This is a genomic window from Mycobacterium sp. TH-M25 (assembly GCF_057473665.1).
On sequence record NZ_JBYCLA010000357.1, the window covers coordinates 1 to 22,408 of the forward strand.

At 65.4% G+C, this 22,408-nt stretch carries 28 protein-coding genes and 1 pseudogene; 13 read left to right on the forward strand and 16 right to left on the reverse strand.

Annotation, left to right across the window (positions count from 1 at the left end; genetic code table 11):
- Positions 1 to 171 precede the first annotated feature (171 nt).
- The 11 genes from AC2VOU_RS11965 to AC2VOU_RS12015 form a co-directional block, all read right to left on the reverse strand.
- Positions 172 to 480, reverse strand: coding sequence for a hypothetical protein (locus tag AC2VOU_RS11965; RefSeq protein WP_486957573.1), 309 nt, complete (start codon positions 478 to 480; stop codon positions 172 to 174).
- 162 nt (positions 481 to 642) lie between these two features.
- Positions 643 to 1,992, reverse strand: a complete 1,350-nt coding sequence (locus AC2VOU_RS11970; protein WP_486957574.1) for a phenylacetate--CoA ligase family protein — start codon at positions 1,990 to 1,992, stop codon at positions 643 to 645.
- Positions 1,993 to 2,016: 24 nt separating this feature from the next.
- Complete coding sequence (locus AC2VOU_RS11975; RefSeq protein ID WP_486957575.1) at positions 2,017 to 2,268, reverse strand: hypothetical protein; 252 nt, start codon at positions 2,266 to 2,268, stop codon at positions 2,017 to 2,019.
- A gap of 11 nt (positions 2,269 to 2,279) precedes the next feature.
- Positions 2,280 to 3,383, reverse strand: a complete 1,104-nt coding sequence (gene paaE / locus AC2VOU_RS11980) for a 1,2-phenylacetyl-CoA epoxidase subunit PaaE (protein WP_486957576.1) — start codon at positions 3,381 to 3,383, stop codon at positions 2,280 to 2,282.
- 1 nt (position 3,384) lies between these two features.
- Entirely contained in the window at positions 3,385 to 3,903 is a 519-nt protein-coding gene (gene paaD / locus AC2VOU_RS11985) for a 1,2-phenylacetyl-CoA epoxidase subunit PaaD (protein WP_486957577.1), read from the reverse strand.
- Positions 3,904 to 3,908: 5 nt separating this feature from the next.
- A complete protein-coding gene (gene paaC / locus AC2VOU_RS11990; RefSeq protein WP_486957578.1) occupies positions 3,909 to 4,826 on the reverse strand; it encodes a 1,2-phenylacetyl-CoA epoxidase subunit PaaC in 918 nt (305 codons plus the stop codon).
- Between the two features lie 17 nt (positions 4,827 to 4,843).
- Entirely contained in the window at positions 4,844 to 5,143 is a 300-nt protein-coding gene (gene paaB, locus AC2VOU_RS11995; protein WP_486957579.1) for a 1,2-phenylacetyl-CoA epoxidase subunit PaaB, read from the reverse strand.
- On the reverse strand, positions 5,140 to 6,105 hold the full coding sequence (paaA, locus tag AC2VOU_RS12000; protein ID WP_486957580.1) for a 1,2-phenylacetyl-CoA epoxidase subunit PaaA: 966 nt from the start codon (positions 6,103 to 6,105) through the stop codon (positions 5,140 to 5,142). The genes paaB and paaA overlap by 4 nt, the downstream gene beginning before the upstream one ends.
- Positions 6,106 to 6,206: 101 nt before the next feature.
- Positions 6,207 to 7,001, reverse strand: a complete 795-nt coding sequence (locus AC2VOU_RS12005) for an enoyl-CoA hydratase/isomerase family protein (protein WP_486957581.1) — start codon at positions 6,999 to 7,001, stop codon at positions 6,207 to 6,209.
- A gap of 18 nt (positions 7,002 to 7,019) precedes the next feature.
- On the reverse strand, positions 7,020 to 7,880 hold the full coding sequence (locus AC2VOU_RS12010; protein ID WP_486957582.1) for a 3-hydroxyacyl-CoA dehydrogenase family protein: 861 nt from the start codon (positions 7,878 to 7,880) through the stop codon (positions 7,020 to 7,022).
- Positions 7,877 to 8,620, reverse strand: a complete 744-nt coding sequence (locus AC2VOU_RS12015) for an enoyl-CoA hydratase/isomerase family protein (RefSeq protein ID WP_486957583.1) — start codon at positions 8,618 to 8,620, stop codon at positions 7,877 to 7,879. The genes AC2VOU_RS12010 and AC2VOU_RS12015 overlap by 4 nt, the downstream gene beginning before the upstream one ends.
- A 65-nt stretch (positions 8,621 to 8,685) precedes the next feature.
- Between AC2VOU_RS12015 and AC2VOU_RS12020 the strand changes: the two genes are divergently transcribed.
- From AC2VOU_RS12020 to AC2VOU_RS12030, 3 genes are all read left to right on the forward strand, one after another.
- Positions 8,686 to 9,342, forward strand: coding sequence for a TetR/AcrR family transcriptional regulator (locus AC2VOU_RS12020; RefSeq protein WP_486957584.1), 657 nt, complete (start codon positions 8,686 to 8,688; stop codon positions 9,340 to 9,342).
- A 69-nt stretch (positions 9,343 to 9,411) separates the two neighbouring features.
- Complete coding sequence (paaZ, locus tag AC2VOU_RS12025; RefSeq protein WP_486957585.1) at positions 9,412 to 11,460, forward strand: phenylacetic acid degradation bifunctional protein PaaZ; 2,049 nt, start codon at positions 9,412 to 9,414, stop codon at positions 11,458 to 11,460.
- Between the two features lie 9 nt (positions 11,461 to 11,469).
- Positions 11,470 to 11,781: an EthD family reductase gene (locus tag AC2VOU_RS12030; protein WP_486957586.1), complete on the forward strand. Its 312-nt coding sequence runs from the start codon at positions 11,470 to 11,472 to the stop codon at positions 11,779 to 11,781.
- Between the two features lie 4 nt (positions 11,782 to 11,785).
- Here the strand turns inward: AC2VOU_RS12030 and paaI are convergent, their stop codons facing one another.
- Positions 11,786 to 12,214 (reverse strand): hydroxyphenylacetyl-CoA thioesterase PaaI, encoded by a 429-nt coding sequence (gene paaI / locus AC2VOU_RS12035; protein WP_486957587.1) that lies wholly within the window; start codon positions 12,212 to 12,214, stop codon positions 11,786 to 11,788.
- A 418-nt stretch (positions 12,215 to 12,632) separates the two neighbouring features.
- Between paaI and AC2VOU_RS12040 the strand changes: the two genes are divergently transcribed.
- Entirely contained in the window at positions 12,633 to 13,142 is a 510-nt protein-coding gene (locus AC2VOU_RS12040; RefSeq protein WP_486957588.1) for a hypothetical protein, read from the forward strand.
- Here the strand turns inward: AC2VOU_RS12040 and AC2VOU_RS12045 are convergent.
- Positions 13,106 to 13,975, reverse strand: coding sequence for a PaaX family transcriptional regulator (locus AC2VOU_RS12045; RefSeq protein WP_486957589.1), 870 nt, complete (start codon positions 13,973 to 13,975; stop codon positions 13,106 to 13,108). The genes AC2VOU_RS12040 and AC2VOU_RS12045 overlap by 37 nt on opposite strands.
- 210 nt (positions 13,976 to 14,185) lie before the next feature.
- On the opposite strand from AC2VOU_RS12045, the gene AC2VOU_RS12050 reads away from it, so the two are divergent.
- The gene (locus tag AC2VOU_RS12050) at positions 14,186 to 15,046 is read left to right on the forward strand and encodes an amidohydrolase family protein (RefSeq protein ID WP_486957590.1); all 861 of its coding nucleotides are present in this window, start codon (positions 14,186 to 14,188) and stop codon (positions 15,044 to 15,046) included.
- 165 nt (positions 15,047 to 15,211) lie between these two features.
- Here the strand turns inward: AC2VOU_RS12050 and AC2VOU_RS12055 are convergent, their stop codons facing one another.
- Positions 15,212 to 16,030 (reverse strand): IS1634 family transposase, encoded by an 819-nt coding sequence (locus tag AC2VOU_RS12055; protein ID WP_486957591.1) that lies wholly within the window; start codon positions 16,028 to 16,030, stop codon positions 15,212 to 15,214.
- A gap of 95 nt (positions 16,031 to 16,125) precedes the next feature.
- On the opposite strand from AC2VOU_RS12055, the gene AC2VOU_RS12060 reads away from it, so the two are divergent.
- Complete coding sequence (locus AC2VOU_RS12060) at positions 16,126 to 16,485, forward strand: DUF6788 family protein (protein ID WP_486957592.1); 360 nt, start codon at positions 16,126 to 16,128, stop codon at positions 16,483 to 16,485.
- Between the two features lie 105 nt (positions 16,486 to 16,590).
- The gene (locus tag AC2VOU_RS12065; protein WP_486957593.1) at positions 16,591 to 16,866 is read left to right on the forward strand and encodes a transposase; all 276 of its coding nucleotides are present in this window, start codon (positions 16,591 to 16,593) and stop codon (positions 16,864 to 16,866) included.
- 164 nt (positions 16,867 to 17,030) lie between these two features.
- Here AC2VOU_RS12065 and AC2VOU_RS12070 read toward each other — a convergent pair.
- A pseudogene (locus AC2VOU_RS12070) lies at positions 17,031 to 17,180 on the reverse strand (IS6 family transposase); the annotation flags it as partial.
- Between the two features lie 180 nt (positions 17,181 to 17,360).
- Positions 17,361 to 18,047 carry a GntR family transcriptional regulator gene (locus AC2VOU_RS12075; RefSeq protein WP_486957594.1) on the reverse strand — a complete coding sequence of 229 codons (687 nt, stop codon included), beginning with the start codon at positions 18,045 to 18,047 and terminating at the stop codon, positions 17,361 to 17,363.
- Positions 18,048 to 18,251: 204 nt separating this feature from the next.
- Between AC2VOU_RS12075 and AC2VOU_RS12080 the strand changes: the two genes are divergently transcribed.
- From AC2VOU_RS12080 to AC2VOU_RS12105, 6 genes are read left to right on the forward strand one after another with little or no spacing between them, the layout of a single operon-like run.
- Positions 18,252 to 18,941: a DUF2848 family protein gene (locus tag AC2VOU_RS12080; RefSeq protein ID WP_486957595.1), complete on the forward strand. Its 690-nt coding sequence runs from the start codon at positions 18,252 to 18,254 to the stop codon at positions 18,939 to 18,941.
- A gap of 15 nt (positions 18,942 to 18,956) precedes the next feature.
- Positions 18,957 to 19,565: a 4-hydroxyphenylacetate 3-hydroxylase N-terminal domain-containing protein gene (locus AC2VOU_RS12085; RefSeq protein WP_486957596.1), complete on the forward strand. Its 609-nt coding sequence runs from the start codon at positions 18,957 to 18,959 to the stop codon at positions 19,563 to 19,565.
- Complete coding sequence (locus tag AC2VOU_RS12090) at positions 19,460 to 20,410, forward strand: 4-hydroxyphenylacetate 3-hydroxylase C-terminal domain-containing protein (protein ID WP_486957597.1); 951 nt, start codon at positions 19,460 to 19,462, stop codon at positions 20,408 to 20,410. Before AC2VOU_RS12085 ends, AC2VOU_RS12090 begins: the two co-directional genes overlap by 106 nt.
- Before the next feature lie 13 nt (positions 20,411 to 20,423).
- Entirely contained in the window at positions 20,424 to 20,771 is a 348-nt protein-coding gene (locus AC2VOU_RS12095; protein ID WP_486957598.1) for a cupin domain-containing protein, read from the forward strand.
- A 7-nt stretch (positions 20,772 to 20,778) separates the two neighbouring features.
- A complete protein-coding gene (locus AC2VOU_RS12100) occupies positions 20,779 to 21,300 on the forward strand; it encodes a flavin reductase family protein (RefSeq protein WP_486957599.1) in 522 nt (173 codons plus the stop codon).
- Entirely contained in the window at positions 21,254 to 22,405 is a 1,152-nt protein-coding gene (locus tag AC2VOU_RS12105) for an aldehyde dehydrogenase family protein (protein WP_486957600.1), read from the forward strand. Before AC2VOU_RS12100 ends, AC2VOU_RS12105 begins: the two co-directional genes overlap by 47 nt.
- The last annotated feature ends 3 nt before the right edge of the window (positions 22,406 to 22,408 follow it).

A 22,408-nucleotide genomic window follows, 5' to 3' on the forward strand; every position in this document is an offset into this window, starting at 1 on the left:
GAGTTCGCCGAAACTGTCGGACCCGTCGTGCACAATGAACAGGTGAGCGCGGCCTGATGCTCACCGGACCGCCATCGAAGTTCCACGGAACTCGGGACATCCTCCAGGCTGTCCCGTGCTGGCTGCTGAGACTGCGGGTTGGTGTTGATTTCGGGCTTTTCTGCGGCGAAGTCAGACGCAAACCAACGGTTTCCAGTAAAGCTGGCCGCCGCGTGGGCCGGTGAGGTGACGCGCGGGGAAGGTCAACTGTTGGGCGGCGAAGGCCTTGACGACCGCGCGGGCCGATCCGGTCCGCGTGAATTCGTCGAACAGGTGGGTGAGCGCGTCGCGGACACCGGTGTCGGGACCGAGCACGACGTCGCCGGCTGGGTCATAGACCAGCCCGACCGGTAGGCGTATCGGCAGTTGCCCGCGGCGGGCCTTGGCCAGCAGCCCGCCTTGCATGCGGGCGCGTAAGAAGTGCAGTTCAGCCTCACTCATCGTGCCTTTGAGGCCCGGCAGCAGCCGGTCGTTGAAATCGCACGGGTCATAGCATAGCGGGCCACGATGTGTTCAACGGTGCCGGCACCGAGATCCTGGCCGGCATCTACGAACCCGACACTGAGGGGAAAACCGGCCAGCATCCTGTTTGGGACGGGACGGCTATTGGATCTGGCGGCGGTCCTCGACTCTGCGGAGTTTGCCGGTTTCGGAGCGGGGGGTGTCCCCCGGCGCTACAAGCGAGACCGATATCGAGATCCCGATGGTTTCTCGTAACATCGAAACAGCCTGCTGGCGCAGTGACTTCAGCGCTTGGTCGGCTTCCACCACCTCGTCGGAAAGCACCTCAGCGGTGACCGAGCGAAACGCCTTGTCGTTGAGCTCGACTCGCACTTGCAGCTTGTCGAGTGCACCTTCGCGGGTTGCTACAAGCTGGAAGTTCTCCGACAGCTCGGGGATACGGGCTAGCACGTCGCCGACTTGGGTTGGGAAGACGTTGACACCGCGGATGATAAGCATGTCGTCATTGCGTGCCTTGACGGGCGCCATCTTGATGAGGGTTCGCCCACATGCGCAACGACCACGAGACAGCGAGGTGATGTCGCCGGTCCAATAGCGTACCATCGGCAACGCTTTTTTGGTCAGCGTCGTCAGTACCAGCACGCCTTCCGTACCGTCGTCCAACACCTTGCCGGTTTCACGATCGACGATCTCGGCCAGGAAGTGGTCCTCGTTGATGTGCGAACCCTCGCGCACCTCGACACATTCGTTGGCAACGCCGGGGCCTATGATCTCTGTCAAGCCGTAGATGTTGGTGGAGCGCACACCCAGGCCAGTGTCGATCTCGCGGCGCATCGACTCGGTCCAGGGCTCCGCCCCTAAGACCGCCAACTGCAACGATACATCGCTTGGGGCAATGCCCTGGGAAGCCAACTCCTGAGCAAGGATGAGAGCGTAACTCGGCGTGCAGGTAATAATCTCAGGCTGCAGGTCGCGGATCAAGGTGATTTGACGGTTTGTCATGCCGCCAGATACCGGTACCACCGTCATCCCGAGAAGCTCTCCGCCGTAGTGAAGGCCGAGACCGCCGGTGAAAAGACCGTAACCATAAGCGTTGTGAAGGACCATGCCGGGCTGGGCTCCCCCCATCGCCAACGAGCGAGCGACGACATGGGCGAACAGCCCGAGGTCCTCCTTGGTGTAGGCACCAACGATCGGGCTACCGGTCATCCCCGAGGAGGCATGCACCCGCGCGACCTGATCCTTTGGCACGGCGAGCATCCCAAAGGGGTAGGTATCGCGCAGGTCCGCTTTTTTGGTGAGCGGCAGCCTCGGCAGATCGTCGACCGTGAGCTTCTCGTCAGGGTTGATTCCCGTCTGTTCCAGGCGCTGCCGATAGAACGGAACCCGGTCCCACACATAGCGGATCAGGTCGTTTAACCGCTCACTTTGAAGGTCGCGACGCTCGCCGGGATCCATGGTCTCTGCAGCCGGCTCAAAGATCACCCGCATGTCCCTTTCTTGGCTCTAGTATGGTCAGAAGATCGGGATGATGTCTTGCTCAGAGACATCGTCGACCTCCTCTCCGGTGATCCCGACTTCGGGGATGGCGGGAAACGGAATTCCGTAGCGCTCGACAACGCTCTTCACGTTGAGCATTGCCTTTCGCCAGTTCTCCCGCTTCTCGTCGTAGGTGAGCTGCAGCGCCGAAATCTCGTGGCGGGAGGCGGCTTGGATGGGTTCCGGTTCGTCGGGTGAGCGCACGGGCGAGTTGGCGAGTTCGGTCATCAGCGCTCCGGTCAGGCGTCGAAGTCGACGGTCAGGGTGTCGCTGAGCGGGAAGGATTGGCAGGTGAGCACGAAGCCGGCGTCGACTTCGGGGGCCTCCAGGGCGTAGTTGCGGCGCATATCGACCTCACCGGCGGTGACCTTGGCGCGGCAGGTGCCGCAAACCCCGCCCTTGCAGGCGAACGGCAGATCGTCGCGGGACCGCTGGGCGCCGTCGAGCACGGTGCTGGTGCGTGGCAGGCTCAGTGTGCTGGCGGCGCCGTCGAGGATGACGGTGACTTCGCTGACCAGCCCGGCCACCGCGGCCTCCGCGTGTTCGGCGGGTGGTGGTGCGATGTCTTCGACGAAGAACAGTTCGCGGTGGACGCGGTCGTCGTCGACGCAGAGCTCACGCAGGGCCTGCTGGGCATCGGTGATCATGCCGAACGGCCCGCACAGCCAGAAGTGGTCGACCGCGCCGACCGGCACCAGGGTCTGCAGTAGCAGCCGCACCCGCCGCGCGTCCAGGCGGCCGCTGAACAGGTCGGTTGTCCGTGTTTCCCGCGACAGCACGTGCACCAACTCGAGGCGGGGACCGTAGCTGTCCTTGAGGTCGGCCAGCTCCTCGGCGAACATCACCGAGCTGGGACGCCGGTTGCCGTAGAACACGGTGACGTGCGATGTGGGATGCCGCAGTACCGAAGCGGCGATCGAAAGGATTGGGGTAATGCCCGAGCCTGCGGCGATCAGCACGTGCCGCCCGCTGGCGGCAGGGTCGGCGGTGAAGTTTCCGGCCGGCGGTTGGGCTTCCAGTTCGTCGCCTGGCCGCAGCTGGTGGATCAGCCAACCGGAGAAGGCGCCGCCGGGGACTTCGCGGACTCCGATGCGCGGCGGGGTGCCGGCAGCTGCGCAGATGGAGTAAGAGCGGCGCAGTTCGGTGCCGTCGATGACTTTGCGGAAGGTCAGGTATTGGCCGGGCTTGAAGGTGAATGCGGTGGCCAGGTCGACCGGCACGGTCAAGGTGACGGCGGCGGCGTCGTCGCAGAGCTTCTCGACGGCGGCGACGCGGAGCCGGTGAAACGTGCCCCGCAACGATTTTCCCCGTGTCACGACCGCGGGGGAGTGCGTGGTCGTCATCTCAAATCTCCTTGATCCGCTCGAACGGCTCCCCGCAGGATCGGCAGCGGTGCAGGGATTTGCAGGCTGTCGCGCCAAATTCCGAGGTCTGGTCAGTGTTGGTGGATGCACACCGCGGGCAGCGGACCTGCAGACAGCGCGGGGTCAGGGTCAGCGGGATCGGCCCGGCGCGCTTCACGGCCGCGACACCCGGTGGGGCGATGCCGTGTTCGGCGAGCTTGCGCCGGCCGCCGCAGGTAATCCAATCGCTGCTCCAGGCCGGGGAAAGTGCGGTCCGCACGTCGACGTCGTCAAACCCGGCATGCGTCAGCGCCCGTCGCAGGTCGGCACGCATCGTCGCCATCGCCGGGCAGCCAGAGTAGGTGGGGGTGATGGTGACCACGATGGTGCCGCCGGGGGTCTGGTCGACGCTGCGCAGGACGCCGAGGTCGGCCAGGGTGAGCATCGGCAGCTCAGGGTCGGTGACGGTGGCGGCCACCGCACGGGCCTGTGCGACACGGGACCGGGTGCTGATGGTCATCTTGTTCACCATGTCCCCATCGGATGCGAGCGTGCCACCGACTGCATCTCGGCCAGCAGGAAACCTAACGCCTCGGTGTGGATTCCGTCGCGTCCGGCGCGGTCGCCGACCCGGGCGGCGGGCGCGGTGTCGGGGATGCGCAGCTGCGCGGCACGGAAGATCTGGGTCATCACCGTGTCGAATTCGGCGCGCAGCGCCGACGGGTCGACGGCCGCCCCGGCGGCGGCCAGGCGCTGTTCGACCGGGTGGGGCTCGAACAGTTCATCGACGTAGGGCCACACCCGTTCGATCGCCGCCTCGGTGCGTCGCCGGGACTCCTCGGTGCCGCCGGCCAGGGTGACAAGCCAGCGCGCGGCGTAATCGCGGTGATAGGTGACTTCTTTGACGCCTTTGCCGGCCACCGCGGCCAACACCGGGTCGGTCGAGCCGCGCAGCTGCTGCATTGCGGCCAGCCGGTAGGTGGCGAACACCAGCAGTCGGGTGACGCTGGCGGCGAAGTCGCCGTTGTCGAGTTCGACTAGGCGCACGCACCGGAACAGCGGTTCGTCGCGGAAGAACGCCAACGCGTCCTCGGCGGGCACCGGGGAACCGGCGGGCAGCGTCGGCACGGCGGCCGGGTCGGCGGCGGCCGCGCGGGTCAGCAACAGCCGGGCCTGCCCGAGCAGGTCCAGCCCGATGTTGGCCAGTGCCACTTCTTCTTCCAGTTCGGGGGCCTTGGCGCACCACTGGGTGAGCCGTTGCGCGGCGATCAGGGCATCGTCGGCGAGCATCAGGCAGTAGGCGGCCAGGTCGACACCATCGATGCCGGCCGGCAATGTGGTGTCCACCCCGGCCAGCGGGTCGTCGAAACCGGTGCCGAACGCCCACTGGTCGCGTTCATCGAGGTCGATGAGGCTGGCATAGGCCGAATCGTGGTCTGTCATGTCTGGGTGCTCCGTCTTCACATGTGAAGAACGTTATCGGGAATGTGGTAGAAGGTCGGGTGCCGATACACCTTGTCGCCGCTGGCGGCGAAGAACGGATCCTTCTCGTCGGGGCTGGACGCGGCGATGGCGTCCGAGCGCACCACCCAGATGCTAACCCCCTCGTTGCGTCGGGTGTAGACGTCGCGAGCATGGTACAACGCCATCTCGTCGTCGGCGGCGTGCAGCGACCCGACGTGCACGTGATTCAGGCTGCGTTTGCCGCGCACGAACACCTCGTAGAGTGGCCAGTCCGGGTCGATCGCGGTGTCGTTCATCGGGTCTCCTCTTCGGCAGCACGGGCTTTTCGGGCGAAGGCGGTGGCGGCGTCGCGAACCCAGGCGCCCTGGTCGTGGGCGAGTTTGCGATTGGCGATCCGTTCGGCGTTGCATACCCCGTGCCCCTTGACGACGGCGGTGAACTCGTCCCAGTCCGGGGCGCCGAAGTCGTGGGCTCCACGCCGGGCGTTCCAGCGCAGATCGGGGTCGGGCAGCCGGACGCCCAGCGCCTCGGCCTGCGGCACTGTCATGTCGACGAAGCGCTGGCGCAGTTCGTCGTTGGTGTGCCGCTTGATCCCCCAGGCCATCGACTGCGCGGTGTTGGGTGAGTCGGTGTCGGGCGGGCCGAACATCATCAATGTCGGCCACCACCATCGGTCGACGGCGTCTTGGACCATGGCGCTCTGCGCGTCGGTGCCGCGCATCATCGTCATCAGCAGCTCGTAGCCCTGCCGCTGGTGAAACGACTCCTCTTTGCAGATGCGGATCATCGCCCGCGCGTACGGACCGTAGGAGCTGCGGCAAAGCGGCACCTGGTTGCAGATTGCCGCACCGTCGACCAGCCACCCGATCACCCCGACGTCGGCGTAGCTCAGCGTCGGATAGTTGAAGATCGATGAGTACTTCTGTTGGCCGGCGATGAGCTTGGCGGTCAGCTCACCGCGTGCAGCGCCCAGCGTCTCGGCCGCCGAGTACAGATACATGCCGTGGCCGGCCTCGTCCTGCACCTTAGCCATCAGGATGGCCTTGCGTCGCAGCGACGGCGCCCGGGTCAGCCAGTTGCCTTCCGGCTGCATGCCGATGATCTCCGAATGCGCGTGCTGGGCGATCTGACGGATCAGGGTCTCGCGGTACCCGTCGGGCATCCAATCCCGCGGTTCGATCCGGTCGCCGGCTGTGATGGTGGCATCGAAACTGTGCGCCAACTCGGCAGCCTGCGGCAATGCGTCGCTTCGACTCATGACAGCCTCCAATTACCGACTGAGCGTCCAATTACCAACCGAATGATCGGTAAGTCCAGTGTGCTGTATCGCGGCGCGTCCCGCAAGAGGCTCACCGCCAGTCAGTGGCCGACGAAGACCGGGCGGGTCTTGGCCAGGAACGCTTCGACGGCAGCGGTGTGATCTACCGAAGCGCCCAGATGCTGCTGGGCTTCGGCTTCCCGCGCCAAAACCTGCTCCAGCGCGGCGCCGGGGTTGGCGGCGATCAGCGTCTTGACGGCGCGGTATGCGGCGGTGGGCCCGGCAGCGAGCCGGGCGGCCAGGGTGGCGGTGGTGTCGGCGAGCTCGTCGTCGGGAACCACGCGGTGCACCAGCCCCCAGGTGTCGGCGGTGGCGGCGTCGATGGTGTCGCCGAGGAAAAACAACGCGGCGGCCCGGCCCGCGCCGATCAGCTCGGGCAACGACGCCGACAGTCCGGAGTCGGCGGCCAGCCCGATGCCGGTGAACGCGGTGCCGAACTTGGCGCTGGCACCGGCGACGCGGATATCGGCGGCCAGCGCCAACCCGAGGCCCGCGCCCACGCAGGCGCCGTTAATGCCGGCGATCACCGGCACCGCGATGTCGCGCAAAACCCGCACAATGGGGTTGTAGTGCTCGCGCACGGTATCCATGGCGCGGGCGGGGTCGGCGCGTAACGCCGTCACGTGCTCGGCAAGGTCTTGACCGACGCAGAAGTTCTTACCGGAAGCACTTAGCGCAACGGCGCGCACCGAGTCGTCGGCGTGTGTGGCCGACAACGCGTGTAGCAGTTGTTCTTTGGTGGCACGGTCGAGTGCATTGGACGCCGCGGGCCGATCCAGTCTGATAGCAGCGACACCGTCGTCGACCGAGTACGCCACGGTCGGGCTCTCTGTCATGACCTTCCTCCTTGGCGGTTAGCGGTTAGGCCAGGGGTAGAAGCCCTGACCGGTCTTGCGGCCCAGCTCGCCGCGCGCTACCTTGACGCGCAGTAACGGGGGCGGGCGGAATCGTTCGCCAAGCGCGGAGTGCAGATGCTCGGCGATCGCCAGGCGCACGTCTAGTCCGACGAGGTCGGTGGAGCGCAGCGGGCCCATCGGGTGGCGGTAGCCCAACTCCATGGCGCGGTCGATGGATTCGGCGTCGGCCACACCCTCCTCAAGCATCCGGATGGCTTCCAACCCCAACGCCACTCCTAGCCGGCTGGTGGCGAATCCGGGTGAATCCTTAACCACCACAGCAGTTTTGCCTAGCGCATCTACCCAGCCCAGTGCCGTGTCGACCGCACTCCCAGCGGTGTCGGCGCCCCGGACCAGCTCGACCAGGCTGGACGCCGGGACGGGGTTGAAGAAATGCATGCCCAAAAACCGCTGGGGTTGCGCCAACGCTGCCCCCAGCTCGGTGATCGACAGCGAGCTGGTGTTGGAGGCCAGCACCGCGGTCGGGGCGATAACCTTCTCGACCGCGATGAGCACCGTGATCTTGTCGCCAAGGTTTTCTTGGACGGCCTCAACGACCAGTCTGGCGTCGTGGGGCAGCTCGGCCGGGGAGGTGACGGTGCGCACGCGGGCAAGCACCGCGGCGGGGTCACCGTCGAGGGCGTCCTTCTCGGCGGCTCGGGCCAGGCCGGCGGCGACGCGGTCGCGGGAGGCCGCTGCGGCCTCGGGGTCGGCTTCGGCGATGGTGACCGTGGCACCGGCGCTGGCGAAGACCTGGGCGATGCCGGCGCCCATCCGGCCGCCGCCAATCACTGCGACGATGTCGGGCACGCTGGTCATCGGGTCCTCTTCTTCTCCAAGAATCGGGTCATCCGTTCGGATTTGTCGACGCTTTCGAACAACACCGCCTGGGCGATGTCATCGAGCAGCGGGTGCGGGGAGCCCGCGTCGAAGATGGCTTTGGATAGCTGCAGGGCCAATGGCGAGCAGCGGCCGATGCATTCGGCCAGCGTACGCGAGGCGCGCAGCGCCGCACCCGCCTCGACCACCTCACTGACCAGTCCACACCGCAGCGCTGCGTCGGCGCCCAGCACGTGTCCGCCCAAGATGACCTGCTTGGCGACGGATTTGCCGACCAGGTCGGCCAGCCGATAGCTAGCTCCGGCGGCAGCCAGGATGCCCAGCCCGGGTTCGGGGTTGCCGAATTGGGCGTCGGCGCCGGCGATGCGCAGGTCGCACGCGTAGGCCAGTTCGGCGCCGCCGCCCAGAGCATAGCCCTCGACCGCGGCGATCGTGGGCAGCGGCAGCGCGGCGATGCGGTCGAACACCGCGCGGTTGATCCCGGCCAACGCATCGTCGCGTCGCCGCCCGCGCAGTTCGGCGATGTCGGCGCCGGCGGCGAAATCGGGTCCAGCGCCGGTGATGATCAGCAGTGCGGGCCGGCGCTCCAGGTCCGCGCACACGGTGTGCAGCTCGGTGACCATCGCCGCGTTGATCGCGTTGCGCTGCGCGGGCCGATGCAACTCGACGACGACCATGCCGTCGCCGGAGTCCACCCGCAGAGTGTCGAAGTTCGCCATGGCCCATCATTGATAACCGACCTTTCGGTCGGTGCGCAAGGGGTCGGCGTGCGATGATGGGCGGTATGGCTGTACGACGAACGCGCTCCCAGGGCCAGGTCGGCCGCCCAGGGTACGACGTGGACTCGCTGCTGGCTGTCGCGGTGACGGTGTTCAACCAACGCGGCTACGACGGCACCTCCATGGAGCATCTGTCGGCGCGGCTGGGCATCAGCAAGTCCTCGATCTACCACCACGTGTCGGGCAAGGCCGAACTGCTGCGCCTGGCCGTCGACCGGGCACTCGATGCGCTGTTCGCGGCCACCGAGCAGCCGGACACCAGCAGCGGACCGGCCATCGACCGCCTGGAAAACCTGGTCCGGCGCAGCATTCAGGTGCTCGCCGCCGAGCTGCCCTACGTGACCTTGCTGCTGCGCATCCGGGGCAACAGCACCGTCGAACGACGCGCCCTGGCCCGGCGCCGGCAGTTCGACCATATCGTCGGTCAACTTGTCCAAAACGCCTGCGGCGAGGGCAGCATACGCCCCGACGTCGACCCGGCGTTGACCAGCCGACTCATCTTCGGCACCGTCAATTCACTCATCGAATGGTACCGCCCTAACCGTGCACTCGACGCCACCAAACTGGCCGACGCGGTGGTCGCGATGATCTTCGACGGGCTGCGGGTCAGCTCAGATCAGACCAACGCGGCTGAACGCACTCGGCGCACCAACCCGACTTGACGGACGCGCCGGCCGACTGCCAGAGTATTACCGAACGAACGGACGGTCTGTAAAGGAGTTGGGTCTGCGATGACCAGGGTATTGGAAAGTTATGTCACCGGGAAATGGGGCGCCCCCGACGGCGACACCGTCCCCCTGGTCAATGCCGTCACCGGTGACGAGGTCGCCCGCTTCTCGTCCGGGCACCTCGACGCGACGGCGGTCATCGGCTACGGGCGTGATGTCGGCGGCCCGGCGCTGCGCGAGATGACCTTCCACCAGCGCGCCAGCGCCCTCAAGGCGCTCGGCAAGCTGCTAATGGGCCGCAAAGACGAGTTCTATCCAACCTCGACCGCCACCGGTGCCACCGCCCGGGACTCAGCCATCGACATCGACGGCGGGTTCGGCACCCTGCTGAGCTACGGCAGCAAGAGCGTTCGAGAACTGCCCAACGACACCGTCTACCTCGACGGAACGATTGAAATCCTCGGTCGCACAGGCACGTTCGTCGGGCAGCACATCTACACTTCCCGACCCGGCGTCGCCGTCCAGATCAACGCGTTCAACTTCCCAGTCTGGGGCATGTTGGAAAAGTTGGCGCCCGCGTTTCTGGCCGGTGTCCCCTCGATCGTGAAACCCGCCCATCAGACCGCCTACCTGACCGAACTGGTCTTTCGGGTGATCATCGAGTCCGGGTTGCTGCCGGAGGGCTCGATGCAGCTAGTTTGCGCTAGCCCGCACGGGCTGCTCGATCACCTCGGCAGCCAGGACACCGTGGTGTTCACCGGGTCGGCGTCCACAGCCGCCAAGCTGCGCAGCCGCCCCAACCTCATCGAGAGCTCGGTGCGGTTCAACGCCGAACTCGACTCCCTCAACTGCTCCATCCTGGGTCCCGACGCCAGCCCGGACACCCCCGAATTCGACCTGTACATCAAGCAGCTCGTCACCGAGACGACGGTCAAGGCCGGGCAGAAGTGCACTGCGATCCGACGCGCCCTGGTCCCCGAACCCCTCGTCGGCCCCGTCGTCGAAGCCACCACAGCGCGGCTGGACAAGATCGTCGTCGGAAACCCCGACGTGGAGCAGGTCCGGATGGGTTCGCTGGCCAGCATCACCCAGCGCGAGGAGGTGCTGCTGTCGCTGAAGAGCCTGCGTGACGCCGCCACCCTGGTCAGCGGTGACCCGGACCACTTCACCGTCGAAGGGGCCGACCCCGTTCGCGGCGCATTCCTGCCGCCGCTGCTGCTACGTGCCGATGACCCCACCGCGGCGGCGTTACACGAAGTCGAGGCGTTCGGACCGGTCAGCACCGTCATTGGCTACCGCGACATCGACGACGCGGTCGCGCTTGCCGCCCGCGGCAAGGGTAGTCTGGTCGGCTCCCTGGTCACCCACGATCCTGCGGTGGCCCGCCGGGTGGTGGTAGGCGTCGCACCCTATCACGGCCGGATCCTGGTCCTGGACCGTGACGACGCCAAGGAATCCACCGGCCACGGCTCGCCGCTGCCCACCCTGGTGCACGGCGGTCCCGGGCGGGCCGGCGGCGGTGAAGAGCTCGGCGGCATTCGGGGAGTGCTGCACTTCATGCAGCGCAGCGCGATCCAGGCCAGCCCCGACATGCTGACCGCGATCACCGGCCGCTGGACCGCCGGCGCGGCGCGGACCCGCACCGATGTGCACCCGTTTCGCAAATACCTCGAAGAGCTGCAGATTGGCGATACCATCGTGGGCGGACCGCGCACCGTGACCCTCGAGGACATCAGCCACTTCGCCGAATTCACCGGCGATACCTTCTACGCGCACACCGACCCGCAGGCCGCCGCGGCCAACCCACTGTTCGGTGGCATCGTCGCGCACGGCTACCTGGTGGTGTCATTGGCGGCCGGGTTGTTTGTCGAACCCAATCCCGGGCCGGTGCTGGCCAACTTCGGAGTCGACGGACTGCGGTTCCTGACCCCGGTCAAGGCCCGAGACACGCTGACAGTCACCCTGACAGCCAAACAGCTCACCCCGCGGCTGTCCGCCGACTACGGCGAGGTCCGCTGGGACGCCGTGGTGAGCAACCAGGACGACGCCATCGTGGCCACCTACGACGTGTTGACACTCGTCGCCAAGAAGCCATCCGAATCAAATCGCTAGGAGCGCAGTATGTTTCGCATTTCAATCTGTTACGGCCGGCCTACTGACCCCGACGCGTTCGACGACTACTACACCAACACCCACGTCCCGGTCGCGCTGAAGATGCCCGGTTTGGCCGGTTTCACGACCGGCAAGTGCCGGTCCCTGATGCCCGGTCGGGATGCGCCCTACTACATGGTGGCCAGCTTGAACTTCACCACTGCCGAGGATCTCAACGTCGCACTGAAATCACCCGAGATGGCCGCGGCCAGCGCTGACGTCGCGAATTTCGCCACCGGCGGCTCCACCGTCTACAGTACCGAAGAAGTCGTGCGCGGCTGACCGATCAGCCTTGCCGATCGCCGAGTTCACGGCTGTTTCCGCGGAACTCTGCCACCACCTCATCGCCGCGGCGCACCGTCACGTCGTATACCCCGCTGCGGCCGCGCCGCACCCGCTCGACCGCCTCGGCGGCCAGTTCGTCGCCGGCGCGGGTCGACGCCACGAACGTGATCGTCGCTCCGGTGGCCACCACGCTGCGACCGTAGCCGTTGCACGCCACCGCAAACGCGGTGTCGGCCAATGCGAACACAAACCCACCGTGAGTGATGGCGTGGCCGTTGACCATATCGTCGGTGACGGTCATCGCTACCGTGGCTGAGCCGGGAGCAGCTTGCACCAGCCGCATTCCCAAACCGGCCGACGCCCGGTCGTCAGCCAGCATTTTGCGCGCGAACTCGGTTCCATCCGTGTTGGCTTTATCGGGCGCGGGCATATATCGAGCGTAACCTACCGACCGAGCATTCGGTAATAGGCCCGAGACCACGGCGGGGTCTACAGGACGACCGTACGGCTTTTCCCAGACTTCCTGACATTTACGTGGGTATATCCTGAGCGGATTCCCTTTGCGCTCCGGGCCGTGCCAGCGCCACCAGACAGGTCCCTGACCTGTGCTTTCGCCTGGCATCAGGGCGCACAGAGGCTCGCGGATCAAGGTGGCCGGAGGCCATCGCGAAGCGCCGCCAAGCGCACGTCATTGACTAGACAAATGAACGTTCGGTCGGTAACCCTCGATAGATGGTCGGTAACACGAGCCGCATCGACCTGGTTTGCGTCTGACTTCGCGATAGAAATCGGCGTGTCGCTCAGACAACATCTGACGGGTTCTCCGAACCCTCTTGGAGGATCTGATCATGTTCGAAGCAAACTCTGGGGGCGACCGGTCGCACCGCCGCCGAAAGCGGTTTTTGGCCCCGTCGCAGAAGTACGAGATCTGGCTGCAGTCGGTACGCCAGGAGGTGACGATCGCCGAGGCTGCCGCCGAGCATCAGGTGGATCGAACGACGATCATGCGTATCCGCACGGTCGCCAAGGAGGGTGCGTGGGCGGCGCTGGCCGCCTCCAAGCCGGGCACGGCGGCTCGGCAGCGCGACTACGAGTTGGAGGCCGCCAAGGCCGAGAATGCGCGGCTGTCCGAGGTGCTCAAGGAGATGGCGGTGCGGCTGACGCTGGTCGAGGGAAAAGGGCGGCTAAGTGGCCGGGTCCCGCACCGGGTCAACGCGGCCACCAAGATGCGTCGTTGTGCATCGAAGGCGACTGGTACAACCACTGAGCCAGGAATGGTTCGGCGCGGGGCGCAGGTGACGTCCGGGGCAACCCGGGGCGGTCACGATGATGTTCGTGACTGCAGGTCGGTCCAATAGCCCTGCGCCAGTGCGTGCCACTCATCGTGACGGCGATGAAACAGCCGCGCCGCGGTCTGCCCGGGCCAATCATGATCGAGCAATTCCCGAGGCAATTCCGGGTCGAGGAACGGAAACCGTCGCCACTCCTGGACCAACCGCACCTGGGCCTCGAACGCCTCCAGCTGTGTCGTGGCCCGCAGGTCGGCGAATGCTGACAAGAAAGCGACGTAGCGTTGCTCGACGTCGTCGAGAGGCCAGGCATCCGCCATCCGGGCCACCGGATCGCCGATGGAATTCAGTTTTCCGGTCCAGCCAACAGCACGCTTAGCAACACCGAGTTCCTCGATCACGGCTTCCACATCGCGGATCCGGCCGATATCCGGCACCACCCAGATCCCCGCACTTGGCGAGCCCATGCCCAGCCAGGTCAGGCGGGTGCGCAATTTGTGCCGAAGTTGTCGCTCTGTCTCCGGGATCGGAACCGACAACACGAGCCAGTTGCCGTCCCACGGCACGGCGTTGACGAGGAATGTATAAATGCGGCTCGTGCCCTCGGCCAAGAGCCGGATTCCAGGTTGGGTGATGTGCCAACGGACACGCCGCCCCGACTTCTCCGAAGCCAGCACCCCGTTGGCGGCCAAGCGTGAGATGGCCTGCCGGGCGGCCTTCTCCTCGATACCTAGCGTGGCTAGCGCGCCAAGCAGGGTCGCGGTCCACACCGGGGTGCCGCGTGGATAGACGAACTCACCTAGAACTGTCAGCAAGAAACTTCGTGCGCTGCCCGATCCCACCGCCCGCTGTCGCGACTCCGCGGTCAGGATTTCGTCATTCTCGACGGGCGACATCGCCATGCGTTTCGTTCCTCGCTCCCTAGGCCCGCCCGACCAGGTCCGCCGATCACTGTTGGGCCGAAATACCGGGTCCTGGCAACCGAACCGAAGAATAGCCCGGGCAGTGACCGGCGGGTCCAGCTGGAACGTATGCGACGCCTATTTCAGGTGACGTAACCGTTATGTAGAGTATATGAGTAAGTTCTGGCACGCGCGACGAGGAGGGAGACGATGATCGACGGTCGGACAATCATCGACGCGCACGTGCATGCGCCGGTGCTGAGTACTTTGCGTGCGCCCTGGCTGGCCTGGGCGGATGAATTCTCCAGAGATCACCGCTGGCGGGACGCCTACCGGGGAGACACCCCGGACCCCGCTGCGCTCGACACACTGCTGGCCGGCGAAGGGGTCGACCACGCCCTGTTGTTCTGCGAATATAGCCCGCGCGCCACCGGTATCCAGGCGATCGATGACGTGGTGCCGATCGCGCGGTTTAACCCCGGCAGGTTCAGCCTCGCCGCAAACCTCAACCCGCACTTGCACTTCCCGTTGGTCGACGAGCTGGTTCGACAGCTTACTTTGGGCGCGGTGGCGCTGAAGTTGCATTCGGTACACGGCCGGTTCGACCCGGGCGACAAGGAGTTGTACCCGGTATACGCGCGCTGCAGCGATCTCGGCATTCCGGTGATCGTCCACTCCGGAATATCGAGCTTCCCGGGCGCACAGACCAGCTGCGGCAACCCCGAGTTGCTGCTGGATGTCATTGATTACTTTCCCGACCTGCAGATCGTCTTCGCACACGGTGGTCGCGGTTGGTGGTACGACGTCGCTGCAGTCGTGGCGCAGACGAAGTCGAACGTGTGGCTCGATCTGGCTGGGCTGCCGCCGAAGAAACTGCCCGAGTACTTCCGGCGGTTCGACCTGGCGCGGCTCGCGCAAAAAATGCTTTTCGCCACTGACTGGCCCGGTGTGCCTGGCATCCGACACAACGCTGAGGCGCTGATGGGGCTCGGCTTACCCGAGGACATCCTCACCGGGGTGCTCTCCGGACATGCACGACGAATTTTCAGCCGTTTGCCGTCGATCGGTTAGGAGCATCGTGATACCGCCCCCGTCTCGAAGATCGGTGTGATCGGTGACGCGATGGGCGTCGGAGTAGCCCACGACGACAAACGCCGTCGCATCGACGCACTTCTGGATCGACACCCGACCACCGAGAGGACGGTGTGGCCATGACCGAGGTGCTGCACAGCTACATCAGTGGGCAGTGGCGCGCGCCCGCCGACGACGGGAATCCATTGCTCGATGCTCCCTGCGCGAAGCCGGCAGCACCGACACGAACCGGCCCCGGTGGCGGTGGATGTGGTCCATGGTGTCGCGGGTGGCCAGTTTGCAGTCGGCGACGTAGAGGAAATCCGCCCGGCCCAGCATCGCGACCAGCTGGTCCCAGGTGTGCACGTGGGTGACATCGTCGCTGGTGTTGCCGTCGACCACGCGGTGCGCGATCGGCACCGCCCCATCGGCGGACACGGTCAAGATCCACACTAGCTGCTTGAGGTCGGGGCGGTGATGCTTGTTGTGCCCGAACGTGATCGCCGCGGTGGCCTTTCCGCCGCGGGCGCGCCCGTCGGCACCCGCATACCGGCCGGTGACGGTGACGCTGGTGGAGTCGTTGTGCAGCTGCGAGCAGTCGATGCAAAACCGCTCGACGGCGTCGAGCACCAGCCGGGTCAACAGCGAGGCCCGGTCGGCGTCGAACAACCGCGCCAGCATCCGCCCGACCCGGTCGTCGTTGAGCAGCCCCGCCTGGCCCTCGGCCAGCCCCAGCGGGCCCGGGTCGAACGGCTCGGCCCACCGCCCCAGCGCGTACACCGGTGCGCGCGCCAGCACCAGGTTGCGCACCAGCACCCCGATCGCGGCCGCCGGGGCCAATCGCAGCCGGGCATCATCGTGCGGCACGACCGCATCCAGTCGTTCGGCCAGGCCGAGCCGGTGACAGAACCGGTCGACGATCGGCAGCGCACCCAGGCGCCGGGTGACCAGCTCGAACCCGGTGTGGGGCGCGGTGTCGGTCATCGTCTCCTTGACATCCTCCCGGTTTCTGACAGTACTATATACTGTCAGAAACCGGGACACGGACACGCCGAAACGATCGGATTGGAGGAAACACGATGACCGACAACGAGATCGACCGGCTCCGCGCCCGCTTCCGCGCACTGCAAGACCAGGTACGCGACATCGGCTTCATCGCCCTGGGCAGCGTGATCGAACGCTACACCGTCTGCAGCAACCCCGGCTGCCGCTGCCACGCCGAACCACCGGCCAAACACGGCCCGTACTTCCAATACAGCCGCAAACTCGACGGCAAGACCCTCACCCGCCGCCTCACCGCCGAGCAGGCCGAACGCTACCGCGAATGGATCACCAACCGCCGCGCCCTCGACCGGGTCATCGACCAGATGGACCAGCTCTCACGACAGATTGCCGACCTCTTGGACTCATCAGCCCGCGTACAATCCATCGACCGCTGACCCCGCGCCGCGGGGAGCCAAAACCGGTTCGAGAAGTGCGGAAAGTCAGATCCACGCCTCCGTGCCATCGTTTTCAGCAACTGGCTGTACTGGCAGGCCGCCGCCTTGGCCCACAACATCGCGCTGTGGCTGCGCACCCTGCCGCTGCCGCGTGCAGTCCGCCGAGCACGCGGCAAACGACTGCGCCTGGCGTTGTTAAACGTCGCTGCCCGGCTGGTGCGCCACGGTCGGCGCCTGCACCTGCGCTTCGGCGCCGCCTACCCCCACGTTGAGGCCTTCACCAATGCGCTGCACCGCATCTGGGCACTACCAGCCTTCGGTTTACCGCCACCAGCACCCAAAAGCACACCCTCGCAACACATCCCGCACTTCACACCGTGATCGGACACGTCCGAAACCGGTTACTCCGCTGCCGCAGCCGTGCGCGCACCCAGTTACGCCATCGCCCAATAGCTTCCAACCCCGTCAGCTCGTCCCAACAGCGCAGCCATCACCGACCCGATCACCGAAAACAAGATCATCACAAGCCGGCTGAAAAATCAGGGGCTGACCACCACGCCACGGGCCAGCATCAGCTCTTCGACCTCACGAAAGCTCAGCGGGAACCGAAAGTACAGCCACACGCAGTAGTTGATGATCTCCACCGGGTAGCGGTGGCCCTTATACGACGCCGTTGCAGTCCTCACGCTACCCATCCTCGCAGGTCGATGCGATGAATAACGTGACAGTGCCCGCCGACCTCCGCAACCGCTACCTGGGAGCCCTCGCCCATGGCCGCGACGAAAATCGCGCCATATCAACCGACCTTGCCGCCAAGGCCCTACCCTGATCCACGGTGGCTGCGCTCAACACGCCTGCACCACTACACAATTCAATTAACGTGACAGTGCCTTCGAGACAACCTCAGCGCTTATAACCGCGGCAAACGTTTTGTCCAGATGTACGCGAACGGCGCGGGTCGCAGCTTCGGAATCATGGGATTCGATCGCGTCCACGATCGACCGATGCTCAGCGATAACGGCAGGTACACGCTCAGGTTGTGCCAGTGCGGCCGAGCCGATCAACCACATCGCACCGCGTAGTTCGTTGAGAATGTGGTGGAAGCGTTCCAGTCCCAGCAGCTGCGGCATCACCAGGTGAAATTCCTCATCGACCACTAGGAAATCCTCCGCACTGTCGCTTACTTGCCCCTGACACTCAAGAAGCGCACGTAGCTGCCCGACGTCGCCATCGGTCGCGCACGTTGCAAGTCGCTCTACGACACGCGATTCGAGAGCACACCGCAAATCCAGCACCTCGTTGCGCTGCGCATCGGTCAGCTCCCGCACCCGGAACCCCCGCTGTGCATATACTTCGACGAGTCCTTCACGGGAGAGCTCAATGATCGCCTCACGCACCGGTGTGCGTGACATGTCCAGCGTCTCCGCCACGTCTTTCACCGAGTACAACACATTTTGCACCAGCGAGCGGTCTCGGATCGCGTGCCGGAGGCGCAGGTAGGCACTGCGGGCCAGCGACACAGGTCGATCTACCGGCTGGACACCAGGAAGCGATGTTGTCATGCCGGCATCCTAGCCAACTGGCATCTTGCATGTAACATGCTAGTGAGATATTGTTGCCCCCAGATGCTCGGGCTCTGGGCCGTTTCCCGGGCCCGCCGATCGGCCAACAGTTGCCTAGCCAGCAGCTAGGGAATGACGTGAACCGATGAAAGTGGCGCTAAGCCTCGATGACTACCGAAGCCTGAACGACAGAAAGACCCCGGTATGACAGTGGCGACCACCTCGAGCCCCACGTTCGAAGTGCATGGCTCGGGAGCGGCGCTGCGGTTCGGCAGTGTACGCACCCTGATCGCTGGCTATACCGGCCGGGACGAGGCGGCTGTGCGTCGACACATCGACGAGCTGGCTGCGATCGGTGTCGCACCGCCAGCACACGTGCCAATGTTCTATTCGGTTGATCCGGCGGCAATCACGACTGCTGCGAATGCCCCGATCACGAGGACCAACACCTCGGGTGAGGTCGAGCCAGTCATACTTCGACGCGACGGCAGATACTTTCTCGGCGTGGGTTCTGATCACACCGATCGCCGCCTCGAGACCGTCGACGTCGGGGAATCAAAACGCGTATGCCCCAAGCCGATCGGCTCCGTGGTTATCGAGATCGACGGTTGGCACAGCTTCAACTGGGATGCCTGCCGAATGCGCAGCTGGGTCGACGGCAGGCTGTATCAGGACGGTACGCTCGCCAGCCTGCGCACTCCACGCGACCTGCTGCAGAACCTGAGCGATCGGATCGGAGACAGCGGCGAGGACCTTATCTGCTTCGCCGGCACCCTGCCGCTACTACGCCGTGAGTTCACCTCGGGCGTCTGCTGGGATCTGATGCTTGCCCTGCCGGGTGGCCGGACCCTGACACATTCCTACACCACCGCCCCTAAACACCACCACTGCTAAGCTCAGGAGCCCGACATGCGCACCGGAGCCGAATACCTGGCCTCCCTCAACGACGGGCGAGTCGTCCTCATTGACGGCGAAAAGGTCAACGACGTCACCAGTCACCCCGCTTTCGAACCGGTGGCCCACACGGTGGCGGAGCTGTTCGATCTAGCCGCTGACCCGGCACAGAATATGCAGTATGTCGCCCCCGAGACGGGGGCGACAGCCAATCGTACGTTCAGCATACCCCGCAGCGCCGAGGAGCTGCGGGCGCGGCGCGAGGCAATCCAGACCTGGGCGCGTCACACCCATGGCTGGATTGGACGCAGCCCCGACCACGTCGGTACCTTCTTGGCTTCCTTCGCCGCCCATCCCGAGATCTTCTCCGACGGCGCCCGCGATTTCTCGGCCAATGTCACCACAGCGCACAGACGGCTGTTGGCGGAGAACCTGTACCTGTCCTACGCGATCATCCCGCCCAGGTCTCGCGGGCAACCACCGCGTCAGGGTGGGAGGGCGAATACCTGCAGGTCGGTGTGCGCCGCGAGACCGAAAAAGGCATCATCGTTCGCGGCTCACAGATGCTCGCCACCGGGGCCGCCATCGCCGATGAGATCTTCGTCTCCTGCATCAAGCCGCTGAGCCCCGACGACCAGGACTTCGCGGTCTCGTTCGTAGTGCCGACCGCCGCCGAAGGGCTGAAACTGTACTGCCGACGCCCGTACGCGCCCGCCGCGACGAGCGTGTTCGACTACCCGCTGACCAGTCGCTATGACGAACCCGACGCGCTGGTTGTGTTCGACGATGTCTTCATCCCGTGGGAGCTAGTCTTCGTCGACCGGAACATCAGCGGGGTACGCCGGCAGTTCTTCGACACCGGCGCCCATGCGCTCGGCAACTGGCAGGCGCAAATTCGGTTCGCAACCAAGCTGCAATTCATTGCCGGGGTCGCCCGCCGCATCACCCAGGTCAACGGCGTCGACAAGATCCCGAGCGTTCAAGAGAAGCTGGGCGAACTTGCAGCCCTGGTGTCCGGCGTCGAATCGGCTGTCCTCGCGGCCGAATACACGGCCGCACCGGATGACGCCGGCCAGTGGCTGCCCGGCAAGCGGGCATTGTATGGTTCGATGGGACTGCAGGCGAAGACCTATCCGCGGGTGCTGTCGATTCTTCGTGATCTGGTCGGTGGCGGCGTACTGCAGCTCCCGGCCAGCGTCCAAGACCTGGCCAGCCCGCTGACTTCAGCCGACGTCGAACACTATATCCAATCCCCCGGAGTTCCGTCCGTGGAGCGCATCAAACTGTTCAAGCTGGCGTGGGACATCATTGGATCTGAGTTCGCCGGGCGGCAACAGCAGTACGAGATGTTTTACGCAGGAGCTCCGTTCGTCGTCAAGGCTGCCTACACCTACCGGAATTACGGCTACGAGGAACCGCTGCGTGACGTCGAGATGTTCCTCAACTCTTACAAGACTGACACCGTCTGAAAGGTACTGAATCGTGGCGAAGCCTGAACTCGAGTTCTTCCACGTGACCGACGTAGAGTACACGATCTGCGCCGGCGACGATCCGAAGATCACCGAACGCATCCTCGCAACGGACCCCGACGGCCGTGTTGCGACCCGGATCCTGCGCTATGATCCGGGCGCGGACTCGACCCCGATGGGTGTGCAGAAACACGATTTCTGGGAGGAGGTGTACATCCTCGAAGGCTCGTTCACCGACCTCACCCTGCACGAGACGTTCACCGCAGGAATGTACGCCTGCCGACCGCCGAGAATGCCGCATGGCCCCTGGCGGACCAACGAGGGTGTCGTCACCTTCGAAGTCCGATACCACAGCAAATAGGCCCGCCTTGACACTGCCGGCATTTCGCGCCCCGACCGCCACCGACATGCGTCGCAGCATGGGCCGGTGCACCACCGGTGTCGCCGTCGTAAGCACCGAGGACGGCGGCACGCCCACCGGGATGACAATCAGCTCGCTGACCTCGATCAGCCTCGAGCCACCGATCGTGCTCATCTCGCTCACCCACGGCTCCCGAACCACCGAGGCGGTGGAGGCGGCGGGCAGATTCGCCGTCTCCATCCTCAGTTCCCGCCAGGAAGCGATCGCCCGCCGGTTCGCCACCCGCGGCGGCGAGCGGTTCGAGAACATGCCGTGCGACAGCAGCCGTTTAGGCCTGCCGCTGATCAAAGATGCCCTCGCTCAACTTGATTGCCGGGTGGTCGATGCTCACGACATCGCTGACCACCGCGTGTTCTACGGTGAGGTTGTTGACATGCGGTGGAGAGAAGGAACCGGCTTGGTGTTCTACTCCGGTCGATTCGGTGACTTTCGCGACTTCGGCCACGACGAAGTTCCATGGCTGTTCTGATCAGATCAACGCCTTCAACTTCCCGGTCTGGGGCATGCTGGAGAAGTTCGCCCCCGCATTTCTCACCGGTGTTCCCAGCATCGTCAAGCCGGCCAGCCAAACCGCCTACCTCACCGAAATGGTAGCGCGGGAAATAATTGCGTCCGGACTAATCCCCGAGGGTGCACTGCAGCTAGTGTGTGCGCGGCCCGACGGACTACTCGAATCCCTCACCGGCCAGGACGTGTTGTCGGTGACCGGTTCGCACGCCACGGTGACCGCGCTGCGTCGCCACCCCACCGTCACCGCGAACACCGTGCGGTTCACCGCCGAGGCCGACTCGCTCAACAGCAGCATTCTGGGCGCGGATGTGGCGATCGGCAGCGGCGAGTTCGACGTCTTCGTGCGTGGGCTGGTCACCGAGATGACGCAGAAGGCTGGTCAAAAATGCACCGCTATCCGTCGCGCGTTCGTCCCCCGGGCCCTAGTCGACGGCGTCGAGAAGGCCGTACACGAACGCCTGTCCGAATTAACGGTGGGTGACCCGCGCGACGACAGCGTCAGGATGGGCCCGGTCGTCAGCCTGGATCAGCGCGATGACGTTCGCCGAGCAGCGGCACACTTGGCTGCGGTCGGTCGAATCGTGTTCGGCGCTATCGAATCGGTGCCGCAAAACTTCGGCTCGACTGCTGATTTCAGGCGCGGCGCCTATGTCTCGCCGATCCTGCTGAGATTCGATGATTCGGGGGTGGCCGAGCCACACTCGGTGGAGGCCTTCGGCCCGGTGAGTTCGCTGCTGCCCTACGACAGTTTGGAAGATGCGCTGCGCTTGGCGGCCCGCGGAGACGGCAGCCTGGTGGCGTCGGTCGTCACCGCCGACACCGATATCGCTTGCCGGGCCGTGGCCGCCGCAGCTCCCTGGCACGGCCGGCTGCTCGTCCTCAATGCGGACAACGCCGCCGAAAGCACCGGACATGGCGCCGCCGTGCCCCACGCGGTCCATGGTGGCCCGGGCCGCGCCGGTGGCGGGGAGGAGCTGGGCGGCCTGCGCAGCCTCGGTCACTTCATGCAACGTACCGCGGTGCAGGGTAGCCCGGGGTTTCTGGCTGCGCTGGGCCGCCGCTGAGCC

Bases quoted from the DNA above. Each gene is read 5' to 3' on its own strand.
- AC2VOU_RS11965 (WP_486957573.1), bottom strand. From the start codon at position 480: ATGAGTGAGGCTGAACTGCACTTCTTACGCGCCCGCATGCAAGGCGGG.
- AC2VOU_RS11970 (WP_486957574.1), bottom strand. From the start codon at position 1,992: ATGCGGGTGATCTTTGAGCCGGCTGCAGAGACCATGGATCCCGGCGAG.
- AC2VOU_RS11975 (WP_486957575.1), bottom strand. From the start codon at position 2,268: ATGACCGAACTCGCCAACTCGCCCGTGCGCTCACCCGACGAACCGGAA.
- paaE (WP_486957576.1), bottom strand. From the start codon at position 3,383: ATGACGACCACGCACTCCCCCGCGGTCGTGACACGGGGAAAATCGTTG.
- paaD (WP_486957577.1), bottom strand. From the start codon at position 3,903: ATGACCATCAGCACCCGGTCCCGTGTCGCACAGGCCCGTGCGGTGGCC.
- paaC (WP_486957578.1), bottom strand. From the start codon at position 4,826: ATGACAGACCACGATTCGGCCTATGCCAGCCTCATCGACCTCGATGAA.
- paaB (WP_486957579.1), bottom strand. From the start codon at position 5,143: ATGAACGACACCGCGATCGACCCGGACTGGCCACTCTACGAGGTGTTC.
- paaA (WP_486957580.1), bottom strand. From the start codon at position 6,105: ATGAGTCGAAGCGACGCATTGCCGCAGGCTGCCGAGTTGGCGCACAGT.
- AC2VOU_RS12005 (WP_486957581.1), bottom strand. From the start codon at position 7,001: ATGACAGAGAGCCCGACCGTGGCGTACTCGGTCGACGACGGTGTCGCT.
- AC2VOU_RS12010 (WP_486957582.1), bottom strand. From the start codon at position 7,880: ATGACCAGCGTGCCCGACATCGTCGCAGTGATTGGCGGCGGCCGGATG.
- AC2VOU_RS12015 (WP_486957583.1), bottom strand. From the start codon at position 8,620: ATGGCGAACTTCGACACTCTGCGGGTGGACTCCGGCGACGGCATGGTC.
- AC2VOU_RS12020 (WP_486957584.1), top strand. From the start codon at position 8,686: ATGGCTGTACGACGAACGCGCTCCCAGGGCCAGGTCGGCCGCCCAGGG.
- paaZ (WP_486957585.1), top strand. From the start codon at position 9,412: ATGACCAGGGTATTGGAAAGTTATGTCACCGGGAAATGGGGCGCCCCC.
- AC2VOU_RS12030 (WP_486957586.1), top strand. From the start codon at position 11,470: ATGTTTCGCATTTCAATCTGTTACGGCCGGCCTACTGACCCCGACGCG.
- paaI (WP_486957587.1), bottom strand. From the start codon at position 12,214: ATGCCCGCGCCCGATAAAGCCAACACGGATGGAACCGAGTTCGCGCGC.
- AC2VOU_RS12040 (WP_486957588.1), top strand. From the start codon at position 12,633: ATGTTCGAAGCAAACTCTGGGGGCGACCGGTCGCACCGCCGCCGAAAG.
- AC2VOU_RS12045 (WP_486957589.1), bottom strand. From the start codon at position 13,975: ATGGCGATGTCGCCCGTCGAGAATGACGAAATCCTGACCGCGGAGTCG.
- AC2VOU_RS12050 (WP_486957590.1), top strand. From the start codon at position 14,186: ATGATCGACGGTCGGACAATCATCGACGCGCACGTGCATGCGCCGGTG.
- AC2VOU_RS12055 (WP_486957591.1), bottom strand. From the start codon at position 16,030: ATGACCGACACCGCGCCCCACACCGGGTTCGAGCTGGTCACCCGGCGC.
- AC2VOU_RS12060 (WP_486957592.1), top strand. From the start codon at position 16,126: ATGACCGACAACGAGATCGACCGGCTCCGCGCCCGCTTCCGCGCACTG.
- AC2VOU_RS12075 (WP_486957594.1), bottom strand. From the start codon at position 18,047: ATGACAACATCGCTTCCTGGTGTCCAGCCGGTAGATCGACCTGTGTCG.
- AC2VOU_RS12080 (WP_486957595.1), top strand. From the start codon at position 18,252: ATGACAGTGGCGACCACCTCGAGCCCCACGTTCGAAGTGCATGGCTCG.
- AC2VOU_RS12085 (WP_486957596.1), top strand. From the start codon at position 18,957: ATGCGCACCGGAGCCGAATACCTGGCCTCCCTCAACGACGGGCGAGTC.